11 protein-coding genes are annotated in these 12,971 nt (G+C 52.3%); all 11 read left to right on the top strand.

From position 1 onward, the window contains the following. Nucleotides 1-53: 53 nt before the first annotated feature. The 11 genes from hflK to NL510_RS21395 all read left to right on the top strand — a co-directional run bounded on the left by hflK (nucleotide 54) and on the right by NL510_RS21395 (nucleotide 12,962). Nucleotides 54-1,313 (top strand): FtsH protease activity modulator HflK, encoded by a 1,260-nt coding sequence (gene hflK, locus NL510_RS21445; protein WP_253380193.1) that lies wholly within the window; start codon nucleotides 54-56, stop codon nucleotides 1,311-1,313. A 2-nt stretch (nucleotides 1,314-1,315) separates the two neighbouring features. Beyond that, nucleotides 1,316-2,320, top strand: a complete 1,005-nt coding sequence (hflC, locus tag NL510_RS21440; RefSeq protein ID WP_253380191.1) for a protease modulator HflC — start codon at nucleotides 1,316-1,318, stop codon at nucleotides 2,318-2,320. A 203-nt stretch (nucleotides 2,321-2,523) separates the two neighbouring features. Continuing rightward, nucleotides 2,524-2,718, top strand: a complete 195-nt coding sequence (locus NL510_RS21435; protein WP_253380189.1) for a DUF4762 domain-containing protein — start codon at nucleotides 2,524-2,526, stop codon at nucleotides 2,716-2,718. 68 nt (nucleotides 2,719-2,786) lie between these two features. Next, nucleotides 2,787-3,458, top strand: a complete 672-nt coding sequence (locus NL510_RS21430; protein WP_253380187.1) for a DsbA family protein — start codon at nucleotides 2,787-2,789, stop codon at nucleotides 3,456-3,458. Next, complete coding sequence (locus NL510_RS21425) at nucleotides 3,458-4,405, top strand: lysophospholipid acyltransferase family protein (protein ID WP_253380186.1); 948 nt, start codon at nucleotides 3,458-3,460, stop codon at nucleotides 4,403-4,405. Before NL510_RS21430 ends, NL510_RS21425 begins: the two co-directional genes overlap by 1 nt. 32 nt (nucleotides 4,406-4,437) lie before the next feature. Beyond that, nucleotides 4,438-6,516 carry a peptidase domain-containing ABC transporter gene (locus tag NL510_RS21420; protein ID WP_253380184.1) on the top strand — a complete coding sequence of 693 codons (2,079 nt, stop codon included), beginning with the start codon at nucleotides 4,438-4,440 and terminating at the stop codon, nucleotides 6,514-6,516. Beyond that, on the top strand, nucleotides 6,506-7,657 hold the full coding sequence (locus tag NL510_RS21415) for an efflux RND transporter periplasmic adaptor subunit (RefSeq protein WP_253380182.1): 1,152 nt from the start codon (nucleotides 6,506-6,508) through the stop codon (nucleotides 7,655-7,657). Before NL510_RS21420 ends, NL510_RS21415 begins: the two co-directional genes overlap by 11 nt. A 1-nt stretch (nucleotide 7,658) precedes the next feature. Beyond that, nucleotides 7,659-9,572 (top strand): ATP-binding cassette domain-containing protein, encoded by a 1,914-nt coding sequence (locus NL510_RS21410; RefSeq protein WP_253380180.1) that lies wholly within the window; start codon nucleotides 7,659-7,661, stop codon nucleotides 9,570-9,572. Next, entirely contained in the window at nucleotides 9,569-10,951 is a 1,383-nt protein-coding gene (locus NL510_RS21405) for a TolC family protein (RefSeq protein WP_253380177.1), read from the top strand. The genes NL510_RS21410 and NL510_RS21405 overlap by 4 nt, the downstream gene beginning before the upstream one ends. Beyond that, nucleotides 10,948-12,201, top strand: coding sequence for a beta-ketoacyl-[acyl-carrier-protein] synthase family protein (locus tag NL510_RS21400; protein WP_253380175.1), 1,254 nt, complete (start codon nucleotides 10,948-10,950; stop codon nucleotides 12,199-12,201). The genes NL510_RS21405 and NL510_RS21400 overlap by 4 nt, the downstream gene beginning before the upstream one ends. Next, nucleotides 12,198-12,962: a MaoC/PaaZ C-terminal domain-containing protein gene (locus NL510_RS21395; protein ID WP_253380173.1), complete on the top strand. Its 765-nt coding sequence runs from the start codon at nucleotides 12,198-12,200 to the stop codon at nucleotides 12,960-12,962. Before NL510_RS21400 ends, NL510_RS21395 begins: the two co-directional genes overlap by 4 nt. Nucleotides 12,963-12,971: the final 9 nt, after the last annotated feature.

Raw genomic sequence — 12,971 nt, 5'->3', positions numbered from 1 at the left:
GAAAGGGGATGCCTGAATAATTCGCCCTTGCATAACAAATATGGAGCATATACATGGCGTGGAATCAGCCCGGTAATAACGGACAGGACCGCGACCCGTGGGGAAGCAGCAATAATCAAGGCGGCAACTCTGGGGGAAATGGCAACAAAGGTGGTCGCGAGCAGGGGCCGCCGGATCTCGATGATATCTTCCGCAAGCTAAGCAAAAAGCTTGGTGGTCTTGGCGGGGGTAAAGGTTCCGGTTCGGGTGGAAATTCCACCCAGGGGCCACGCCCGCAAATGGGTGGCCGCATTGTGGGCATCGTGGCTGCTGCTGTGGTGATTATCTGGGCAGCCAGCGGATTCTACACCATCAAAGAAGCCGAGCGCGGCGTGGTGACACGTTTTGGTAAGTTCAGCCATCTGGTTGAACCGGGCCTGAACTGGAAACCGACCTTCATTGACAGCGTCACCGCGGTAAACGTGGAGTCTGTCCGTGAACTGGCTGCTTCCGGCGTGATGCTCACCTCTGACGAGAACGTGGTTCGCGTTGAGATGAACGTCCAGTATCGCATTACCGATCCGAAGAATTACCTGTTTAGCGTGACCAGTGCTGATGACAGCCTGCGCCAGGCGACTGATAGCGCCCTGCGTGGCGTGATCGGTAAATACACCATGGATCGTATCCTGACGGAAGGTCGTACCGTTATTCGTAGCGATACCCAGCGTGAGCTGGAAGAGACCATTCGTCCATATAACATGGGTGTCACTCTGCTGGACGTCAACTTCCAGGCCGCTCGTCCGCCTGAAGAGGTAAAAGCGTCCTTTGACGATGCGATTGCCGCACGTGAAAACGAGCAGCAGTACATTCGTGAAGCAGAAGCGTACACCAACGAAGTGCAGCCGCGTGCTAACGGTCAGGCGCAGCGTATTCTGGAAGAAGCGCGTGCATACAGAACCCGTACCATCCTCGAGGCGCAGGGTGAAGTGGCTCGTTTCGCCCGGATCCTGCCTGAATATAAAGCGGCGCCGGAAATTACCCGCGAGCGTCTGTATATCGAGACCATGGAAAAAGTGCTGAGCCATACGCGTAAAGTGCTGGTTAACGACAGCAAGGGTGGAAACCTGATGGTGCTGCCGCTGGATCAGATGCTGAAAGGCGGTTCTGCACCAGCGAAAGCGGAGAACAGCGGTGCCAGTAACCTGCTGCGCGTCCCACCTGCGTCATCCGGTAATTCCAGCGCGAACACAACGCCTTCTTCGAACGATGGTGACATTATGAACCAACGCCGTGCTAATGCGCAGCGTAACGACTACCAGCGTCAGGGGGAATAAGGATGCGTAAGTCAGTTATTGCGATCGTCATCATCGCGCTTGTCGTGCTTTATACCTCTATTTTTGTGGTGAAAGAGGGCGAGCGTGGGATCAAGTTCCAGTTCAGCAGTGTTGTGCGTGACAGCGACAAACGTCCGGTAATTTATCAGCCGGGTCTGCACTTTAAGGTTCCTTTTATTCAGTCAGTCAAAACGCTTGATGCCCGCATTCAGACTATGGATAACCAGGCCGACCGTTTCGTGACCAAAGAGAAGAAAGACCTGATTGTTGACTCCTACATCAAATGGCGCATCAGTGATTTCAGCCGTTACTTCCTGGCAACGGGCGGCGGTGACGTTTCTCAGGCGGAAGTTCTGCTGAAACGTAAGTTCTCTGACCGCCTACGTTCTGAGATTGGTCGTCTGGATGTGAAAGACATCGTAACCGACTCCCGTGGTCGTTTGACCCTGGAAGTACGTGATGCCCTGAACTCGGGTTCAGCGGGTACTGAAGACGAAGTCGAAACGCCAGCAGCGGATGACGCGATTGCTAAAGCGGCAGAACGTGTTCAGGCTGAAACCAACGGTAATGTACCGGTGGTCAACCCGAACAGTATGGCGGCGCTGGGTATTGAAGTGGTTGACGTGCGTATCAAGCAGATCAACCTGCCAGCGGAAGTGTCCGAGGCAATTTACAACCGTATGCGCGCTGAGCGTGAAGCGGTCGCCCGTCGCCACCGTTCACAGGGCCAGGAACAAGCTGAGAAACTGCGTGCCGCAGCGGACTACGAAGTAACCAAAACGCTGGCAGAATCTGAGCGTGAGGGTCGTATTCTGCGTGGTGAAGGTGACGCTGAGGCCGCGAAACTGTTTGCCGATGCCTTCAGCCAGGATCCGGACTTCTACGCCTTCATTCGTAGTCTGCGTGCCTACGAGAATAGCTTCCAGGGCAACCAGGATGTGATGGTTCTCAGCCCGGACAGCGATTTCTTCCGTTATATGAAGACGCCAGCTAACGCGACGCGCTGATTCTAAAAAAACTAAAAAGCTAGCCTAACGGGCTGGCTTTTTTTTTGCCGTCAATAAATATTATTTTTATTTACTTCTGTATTAAATAAAACTTAATTGGTTTTAGGATTATATTTAGCCTGTTACACTTTACTGTAATTAACCATTCTTGTATTGTTTTTTTGTTGTATAAGCATAACAGGAAAATAATTTAAGGATAATCTATGAAAAGAATGAATGAAAATGAAGCAAATGCCATTGTAGGTGGCGATGACTGCAGCTATAAAAATTATCGTTGGGAATGGTCTAATGGCTATAAAAATTGCATGGCCGATTATTATTGCTCTGACAAGCATGGTACAAGCTACCAGGAGACTAATAATGTAGGCCCTGCCGCATGTCTTGCTCGCGGTATGTAATGCACTAAACCAATTGCACAGTAAATGCTGTGCAATTGGTTTCATGATCCAGGTAAAGGACGACTACAGTGGATGATAAAAAAAGGAAGTTCTTTGTATTGCAGGCGCTTTATACACTTTTAGTTATTATTGCTTCCGCCGTAGTGACAACATTTTATATCTTTCAGGTGGTGCTGGCTAAACCTGATATTGAAGTATTACGCCACGTTGATAATGACAAAACTGCACAGGTGGCATTCACATCCTCCTCCTCTATTATCGAGGTATTTTCTTACGGTTGTCATTATTGCGAAAAAGCAGAGCCTGACCTTAGCGCTTTTGAAAAAACGTTGCCTAAAAACATTAAACTTATTCGACTGCATATCGGGCAAAGCGATGGATTAGGGCGCTACGCACCGCTGTATGCCACATTAACGGTAATGGGACTGGAATCGAAGCTGCACCAGGCGGCATTTAAAGCCGTACTGGAAGACAATCTGGATCTCGCTGATGTTGCTGTTCGCAATCAATGGCTCACTGAGCAAGGTGTTGATATTGCGCAATATGAAGAAACGGAAAAATCAGCGCGTGTGAAATCGCTGCTGGCGATGTTACAGCAGGTGACAGGCGCTTACGGCGTTTCTGCGACGCCAGCTTATATCGTCGGTAAAAATTGGGTGACGTTAACCGACCGGGACTGGCCAGCCATGGGGGAGCAGCTTAAGTCATTACTGCTTACTAACAAACCGTTGGAAAAATAATGAACATCGCGATTCTACGGGTATGGTCCAGTTACCACCGGGTTCGGGATTGTCTAAGCCATAGCGTAGCCAGGGTACGAAAAGAGGGGGCAATTGCGCGATTTCGCATTGTGAGAAAAATCCCGCTCCGCCTCGCTTTCCTTTGGGCGCATGCGCGGCGAAGTTTAGGCCTTTACGGCAAAGCGTACCGTCTAAGAGAGCAGGTCGCCATCGCCAATCAGCGCTGCCTTCTGCCCAACGCTTCGCTTCACTATACCTGGACTGCGCAACGAAGAGAGCTACTTGAGTTTTATGCAACCTGGGGCCAGTCTCCTCAGTTGCAATCAGAAATTGAACGTTGCGCCGAATTACTGGGCGCCAGGGCGCAAGCGCTCGTTGAGGCTGGCAAACCGCTGATCTTCGCACCTCTGCACATGACATCCGATGTGGTCTCCGTGATTGTTGCCAGTAAAGCGACATCATTACACACCACCGTCGTGGTCTCCTCTAATGCCAGCCAATGGAACGAACAGGCCAGGGCACTGGGAAAGGTGGATGTCGACTATTGCTCTGTTGAAAGCAGTAGTAAGGAGATTGGTTTGAATCTGGCAACGGCCTGTATGGATGTCGCTGAAAATAAACGGGACCTTGTGGTATTTGCTGACATGGTACCCGATTACACTTTTCATAATAGCGAGACGGTACAGGACAAATTATCCTGCCATCTTTTTGGCCGCCCTGCATATCTGCACAGTGGGTTATTGCGTTTAGCGAAAGTGACAAAGGCTAACATTCTCTTTTTTTATCTCTATTACGACCGGGGTTTACAGATCAGTATTTTCCCCGGCGTGGAGTACCGTCATGCTTCGATAATGATGCCGCAGATAATTGAACAGGCAATAACAGAATCACCCAATGATTGGCTGCTTTGGCACCGACATTGTCTCTATTTTCTTAACGAAGGATAATCATTGTGAGAAAAGGAATTCCCACAATTGTCATGCAGAATGAAGTCAGTGAATGTGGGTTGGCATGTATTGCCATGCTGGCGAACTACCATGGCATTGATGCTCCGCTGGAGAAACTTCGTGACCGATACCCGGTTTCCGTGCATGGCTCAACTCTCTCCAGGCTGGGTACGATACTGAGTGACGTTGGGATCCCAGGTATTCCCGTTCAGTTTGATTTTAACGAGCTGAATGCGCTGCCCTTGCCCGCGATCCTCCACTATGGTGCCGGGCACTATGTGGTTCTTGCATGGCGTAGTGGGGATAGGGTTTGTGTGCTGAACCCTGCTCTGGGCGCGCAGATGCTGAGCTTCGATGCCTTGAAGCAAGAAATCAGCGGCTATGCGCTTATTGTAGAAGAGGGCGAAAAAATTGCACCCAAAGCGGGATGGGTCTCAAGGGCAAAACAGCCTCGCCTTCCAGCCTGGATAAGCGTAAAAGCGACGTCCGCTGTACCTTATGTCTATCGTCTTATGCTGAGCACTTTTGCCATTTCGCTGGCGGTGTTTATCATTCCGGCAATAATGAGCTCTTCCCTGAACAGCTTATATAACCATAGTGGCCCCGTTGAGGTCCCGTGGAAATATTATATCTTTGCCTTTTTTGCTATTGCTGGCGTGGAGCTGCTAAACGGTATTTTCTCTGCGAATGTAATTAAACACTTTTCGCACACCAGTAGTGCTAAGGGATTTATGCGTTTAATGCAGCAACCGCTGCGTTATTACCACAAGCGTAATTCAGGTGAGATATATAGCCGCTTCACCCACTGGTGTGGAGCCTTGAACCAGAAAATAACGCTGGATAATACACTGCGTATCGACTGGGTAGTGGCTGTTATCGCATTTGGCGTCATGTTCTGGGTCAGCCCCCTGCTGTCACTGATCTCCTTTTTGAGCGTAATAGTGATGGGCCTTATTAGCCTCTGGGCCACCTACAGAGACCGTGTATATACGCAAAAAATAGAAATCCTCGGTGCTGAGCAGAATGATTTTATTATGGAGACCATCAGCGGTATCCATACGATTAAATCCGCGGGCTTGCAAACTCATCGCCAGGTAGAATTTGCAGCGCAAAACCATCAGATGCTTAAACTGCTACGTGACTACGCCGTTTATAACAAGGTTAAAAACACGCTTTATCAGCTGACAAATAATGGTGAAATGCTGCTGTTTATTGCGATTTCGCTCCCTTTGATTCAGAGCGGAGCGATGAATTTAGGCGCATTTGTCTCCTATGGGCTGGTGAAACAGATCTACGGTAACACCATGACCAGGCTGTTCTTTACTGCGCTGCAAAAGAATGAAATTAGCGTCATCGATAAACGCGCCGATGATTTTCTTCACTGCGAAAGCCTGCTCACGCAATCACAGGAGAAAACAGAATGCTTCAGTCATTCAATTCAGATGAATGATTTATGTTTCGGCTGGAACGCGCAAGAGAGGTTGTTCAATGGTTTGACGATGTCGCTACGTAAAGGAGAGTGTCTGGCTATTGTAGGGCCGTCCGGAGAGGGGAAAACGACGTTTCTGTCGATCGCGGCCGGACTGCTGGCGCCTGAAAGCGGAAGTCTGTCTATCGACGGTATCGAACAAACGCCGGGCCAGTGGGCGAGCATGGCCTTTATGAACAGTACCGATCATATTCTTCTGCAAGGGGATGTCCGGGACAACATTACGCTTTTTAAAAGTACCGGTACGGCAGGGGAAGAGCGCCAGATCTGGCAGATCCTGAGTGCGCTGGGAATTGCCGAAGCTATTGAAAATCTCCCGGGCGGGCTAAATGCACGGATACGGGAAGGTAACAGCACGCTCTCTGCCGGCCAGCGTCAGCGTCTGCTGCTGGCGAGAGCATTCTACTGCCATCATGAGTTAATTATTCTTGATGAACCTACCGCTAATCTGGATCACGCCGCTGCGCAGCAGACCATGACGGCCATCCTGGCGCAGTGTCGGCAGCAAAATAAAACGCTGATCGTAGTCACCCACAATTTGTCGTTGCTGGGGGACTTCGATGCGGTATATCGGCTGTCAGGGGGCGGTCTTGTACCGCAAGGACGTGATCATGCGCATTAAACTCTACGCGGCTGGTCTTTGCCTGCTGCTGATGATATGCGGATGCGGGTATCTGCTGGTAGGCAGCCAGCAAGATGACCAGGCACAGGGTGATGAACTGCAGACCGTGGTACGTGGCGACATTCAGGAAATGGTCATGCTCACGGGTACCGTAAAACCTTATCGCAAGGTGAAAGTGGGCGCGCAGGTGACGGGGCAACTAAAGCGGCTATATGTACACGATGGTCAGCATGTTAAGCAGGGCGATTTGTTGGCGGAAATTGATCCGTCGATTCAACAGGCTGATTTACGTAAAGCCGAGGCCAGTCTGACACGGGCGCAAGCGCAGTATGAGTCGGCAAAGGTCATGCTGTGGCAATACGACGCGGAGTTTCGGCGCCAGAGCAGGATGAAACGCGATGATGCAACACCACAGAAAGAGTATGAACAGGCGAGAAGCCAGTTTGAATCTCAGAAGCAGCAGTTGCGTATTGAAGCGGCCAATGTGGTTCAGGCACAGATGGATGTTGAAAGTGCCAGAACCAACCTGAGCTACACCAAAATTCATGCACCGATGGAGGGGGATGTTCTCGCGATTGTGACAGAAGAGGGCCAAACCATTGTGTCATCGCAAACCGCGACCACGATTCTGGTACTGGCGAATCTCACGAAAATGACGGTGGGAGTGAATATCCCGGAAGTGGACATTCTAAAAATACACCCAGGCCAGCCGCTCACGTTCTATACCGTGGCTAACCCTGACAAAATCTGGCGGGGCAAGATGGGGCAAATTCAAAGCTCACCTGACAACGCTAATAAAGAAGATGCATCATCGTCCACGACCTCAGGGCAAAGCACTCCCGTTTATTACACCGGTAACTTTGATGTCGATAATAGCTGCCGCTGTTTTCGAACCTCGATGACAACGCACGTGTTTGTCACCAGCGCAGAGGCTAAAAACGTTTTGCTCGTTCCTCTGACCGCATTATTGCCTGCGACGGGAACCGCCCGAACGCGGGTCCGAAAACAAGTCGGCGATCGGATTGTTGAAACGCCAGTAACAACCGGGCTTCATGACGAACGCATGATTGAAATCACCTCGGGACTATCAGAGAAAGATCGGGTCGTTATTGGTCGCCGGGAGGATGTCAGTGGAGCGTGAGATGCCTGTTGCCATCCATCTTGAGAACATCCGCAAGGATTATGTCATCAATGGCGAAACCAATACGGTACTGTCAGAGATCAATCTGACAATTCATCAGGGAGAGATGGTCGCGATTGTTGGCCCTTCGGGGTCGGGTAAATCCACGTTGATGAACATCATAGGCTGCCTGGACAAACCAGATGCAGGGCATATGGTGCTGTTTGGTGAAGATACCCGGCGGATGTCTCACGATCGTCTGGCTGAGTGTCGGCAGAAATATATTGGTTTCATTTTTCAGCGCTATCAGCTTTTGCCCTGGTTAACGGCGATTGATAACGTGACGATGCCTGCCCGGTACACGACTCAGCCGAATTCGCAAGCGCAGGAGCGAGCACAGCAACTGATGACGCGTTTGGGAATGGCGCAAAAAATGCGTCATTTACCCAATCAACTTTCTGGCGGCCAGCAACAGCGTACCGGCATTGCCCGGGCATTAATGAATGGCGCCCCTATCATTCTGGCCGATGAACCCACTGGCGCTCTGGACAAACAGAACGGGCAGGAGGTCATGACGCTGCTGGATGAACTGCATCGCGAGGGGCATACGATAGTGATTGTGACCCACGATGCCCACATTGCCGCGCAAGCGCAACGGCAGATCTATCTGGAGGATGGCAGGATCGCTGCAGTGCGTACAACGGACAGGCAGGGCAGCGCCACGCTCCTCTCTTTACCACACGTGCAGTGCGCCCGCTTTAGCTTCCGCGATGCCATTATCACGGCCTGGCTTGCTCTCACAGGGCACCGGGTACGTGCCTTTCTCTCTATGCTCGGCATCATTATCGGCATTATGGCGGTGGTCAATACCGTGGCGATTGGTGAAGGCGCGAGAGAAAAAGTATTGAGCGATATTGCTCGTCTGGGAGCGCACAAAATTGATATCCAGCCGGGTACCGATCCACAAGGCAATTATTACTACGACGTGCTGAATGAAGAGGATGTGCGCGAGTTAAAGCGCTGGCCTTTTGTTCGTGAAGTTTCTGCGCTGATCGGGCAGAACATGCCGGTAGCGAGTCTGTCGCGCACAAGCTCAATGAGCATTCTGGGGGTGGGACGAGAGTGGTTTGCGATGAATGATCGGGAAGTCCTCCAGGGGGCGCTCTTTTCGGTCGCAGAGCAGTCGGCCGCAAGCCCGGTGGTCGTTATCGATGAGAATGCACGCGACAAACTGTTCCCGGCGGCTGCGGATAATGTGGTTGGACAGCTTGTCACTATTGATAACACGCTCTGGCGTGTCGTAGGCCTTATCAGAAACGCGGGACAGGCGGGAGATGGGCAATTTTTTGTCCCTTTTACCGCCATGATGCAGCGAATTGCCCCGGGCGCTTCGGTTAATCAGATTGATGTCCGGGTTATAGACAGCTATCCGGAGAGCAAGGCGGCCAACAATATTGCCGCTGCGCTGGCTGCCAGACATGGCAGCGACCGCATCCAGGTCAAAACGAATCAACAGGTCCTGAGTGCGGTGAGCAGTGCCTCATCTTCATTAAGTTTATTGATTACGGCCATTGCCTGTATCTCGTTAGTGGTGGGTGGCATTGGCGTGATGAACGTGATGCTCGTTTCCGTTTCGGAACGCACCCGGGAAATCGGTATACGTCTGGCCGTGGGGGCAAACCGGCATGACATTCTGCGACAGTTTCTCACTGAATCAGTGGTGCTCTGTCTGCTTGGCGGCTTGCTGGGGATCCTGCTTTCACTGCTGACGTCTGCGATCGTTGGGCAGGTGGCCCCCAACATCGCCATGATCGTGGGGCTTACGCCGGTTCTTGGCGCATTTATCATTTCGACATTGACGGGGATTGTGTTCGGTTTCTTCCCGGCACGTAACGCGGCAAGGCTCGATCCTGTAGAGGCGATATCCAGAGAATGAAGCGCGGCATATTACTTCTGACGGCACTGCTGTTTGGCTGTGCGAGCCCTACGCTGCCTTCACCCGACGGGAAACAGGACGACTGGCGTTCAACCACCAGCGGAAAAAGCGTGATGCAGCAGGCGACACGGGTAACGGGGCATTTTAACGATCCGGTTCTGTCACAACTCATCCAGGACGTATTGTCCAACAATAATGATTTAGCCGTTGCCGGGTTTCGCTTGCGCCAGGCATGGCTTGCGGCCGGGCTGGCGGACGAAGCCCGTTTTCCCGGTATTTCTGCAACTACCACCGTGGCTAACAGCCAACAGTTAAAGCCTAAGCAATACAGCACCGAAAGCTGGCAAAGCGACACGTCATTAAGCTGGGAGATTGATTTATGGGGCAAACTTGCCCGCCAGCGTGACCAGAGCGTATGGCAAGCTCAGGCCAGTGATTACGATCGAAGCGCAACGGCGTTGTCGTTAATCAAAACCACGGCGGAGCTCTACTGGACGATAGCGTTAAGTAATGCCCAGTTGGAAAATTACGATGCGCAGATTGCGATTAGCCAACAGCTGGTTAACCTGGTTGAACAAAAATACCGTGCGGGGGAGGTTTCAGCCAGCGATTGTTATCGCGCAGAGCAAAGCGTCCTTCAGTTAGCGCTGTCGCGCGATGCGTTGCTGGCGAAGCGTAGCCGCGACAGGCATGCGTTATCCATTCTCTTTGATAGCAGTCCACGTCAGCAACAGCCTGAGAGAGTCGGGTTGCCGGATGCCGGGACGGTTTCTGGCCCAGAGGCGATCCCCTTACAGGCACTTTCCAACCGGCCGGATGTACGTAAAGCCGAGATGCAGCTCCGGGCGTCCCTGGCGGGATCGGATGTCGCCAGGCTTAATTTCTATCCGACCCTGAGCCTGAGCAGCGCGCTGGGATCGGCCAGCAGCATGTTTTCGCTCTGGTTTGCCCATCCGTCCCGAACTGTATCAGCAAGCGTGGCTCTTCCCTTCCTGCAGTGGGATAAGGTCATGCTGACCGTTGAGAACGCCGATCTGGATGTTAAGGCTGCACAAGCGGACTTTCGCACCGCCATCTGGAAAGCATTAGCTGATACAGAAGATGCCTATTCCGACAGCCGGCACGCGCTTAACCAGTACAACATGAACAACCGTAATCTGGAGCTTAGCCAGGCGTTGTGGCAGCAGGAAAAAATGCGCTATGCGCAGGGAGAAACCAGCCTCCAGGATGCGCTAAATGCAGAAAGCGCATGGCTACTGGCGAAGAATACGCTGCAGAGTGTGAACTACGACTATCTCACCAGCGCTCTGACGTTATGGCTTACGTTCAATCAGGAAGAAACAGGAACATCCGTCAACCGGAATAATGAGGGAACATGATTAAACAACAGATACGCAGGGTCGTCGTAACAGGATATGGCGCCGTTACGCCGCTGGGCATGAGTGCCGCACAGAGCTGGCAGTCCATTATGGATTATCGCTTAGGCTACCAAAAACACAATCTTTCCGCCGCAGGTATTCATTCCTGCTTTTATGGTGAGCTGGAAAATGAACCCGAGATTCGCTTTGTTCCGGCATCTATTCGCCGACGTTTACCCCGGTTTGCCCGCCTGTCCATGGCGGCGGCAAAAGAGGCGATAGAACAAGCGTTTGGCGATGGCCATCCTCAGGACTATTACCCCGATACCGCATGCGGCGCGATCATCGGCACCGGCTGGGCTGGGCAAGATGAATCGATTGCCAATCACGATCAATACCGTGATACGGGACTCGGCTCGACCTTTGGTTGTATTTTTTCGATGCCCAATGTGGCAACGGCGGCATGCAGTCAGTTTTGGGGATTGAGGGGATATCAAAATACTCCCGTGGCGGCCTGTGCCACGGGGACTATTGCCATCGGCGACGCCTTTGAGGCTATCCGCTCTGGACGGGCATCCATGATGCTGGCGGGCGGCGGCGAGTCGCTGCGCAGTAATACCTCTATCTGGAATATCGATATTCTGCGTGCGCTGAGCCGCGAGCAGGAGGACATCACCCGGGCGTGCTGCCCATTCAGCCTCAACCGCAGTGGATTCGTCTTATCGGAAGGCGCAGCCGTAGTGTGTCTGGAAGAACGGGAGTCTGCTATTGCCCGCGGCGCGACGCTGTTGGGCGAAATTGTGGGGTATGGAAATTTCTCCGATGCCACCGACTTTACCGCACCAGCGGACGATAAACTGGCAAGAGTGGCGACGATTGCGTTTGCTCTTCAGCAGGCGGGCATAGCGCATGATGACGTTGATTACATTAACGCTCACGGCACCTCAACCCAGCTCAACGATAAGAACGCATGTGAGGCAATCAAACTGGCTTTTGGCGACGCGGCTTATCGTATCCCCGTCTCTAGCACAAAATCCTACTCAGGGCATTTGATCGCAGCGGCCGGTAGCTTTGAAACCATTGTTTGCCTGCAGGCAATACGGCACGGCACTGTGCCTGCCACTCACCATTTGAGTAGTGCCGATCCGCAATGCGATCTCGATTTCGTCGCCGAGGGGCATCGACAGGCCACCCTTACCTACGCTCTGAATCTCAGCTTTGGCTTTGGCGGCGCCAATGCGGCACTGGTTCTGAGGCGGGCTGAACAATGAAATGGACGTCAGAAGATGCGCAGCGCTGGGCTGTTTTTTCCGGGGATCACAACCCCATTCATTTCGACCGTGCGGCCGCGCAGGCGGCAGGCGCTGACGATGTTACCGTTCACGGTATGCGCGCGATGTGGGATCTCAAACAGCAGATGGCGCACTCGTGGAAAGCGACCCGCGCAGGCGAGCTGCACTGTGGGATCCGTTTACGTCAGCCTTTGTTGACCGATACCTCCTACGCGCTGACGGCATTGCCCGACACCAGGGGCGTTCAAGGCGAAATCCGTCATTCCTCAACGGGAATCTGTTGTTTCAGCGGCCGCCTTGAGGAGAAAGCGAACCCGTTTGTCACACCAGCGGACCTGTCTCTAAGGCCGTTAAAAACCGATAACACGTTCCGCTATCCCTTCTCGCGACGCGACTGGTGTTATCTCGATGCACTGCTTTTTAAACTGATCGTTGATGCCCCGGAATCAATGGCTGTCGTCCACCGCGTGCTGCCTGAACTCCAGGCCCAAACGCTGGGGGACGTCTTTCTGTTGCTACCCATCGTGCAAACTCACCACGACATCTGGCTTACGTACGATCTTTTTTCTTTACCGGCCCTTCCCCCTGTTCTGACTTGTGCTCCCCTCCCATCGCTGGTGATGGGCGACCGCCAGAATGGTTTTATTTTACAGATGCGTGCCGCCTGCCTGTCTGAAGGAAAAATGGTGATGACGACAGCCGTGACGCTAAAAACCTGGCCTGTGGCCGTTTCAAACTAATAAGGACAT

Origin of the sequence: unidentified bacterial endosymbiont (genome assembly GCF_918797525.1) — a bacterium.
Classification (GTDB): Bacteria; Pseudomonadota; Gammaproteobacteria; order Enterobacterales; family Enterobacteriaceae; genus Enterobacter.
This window is presented reverse-complemented; position numbering and strand designations above follow the sequence as displayed.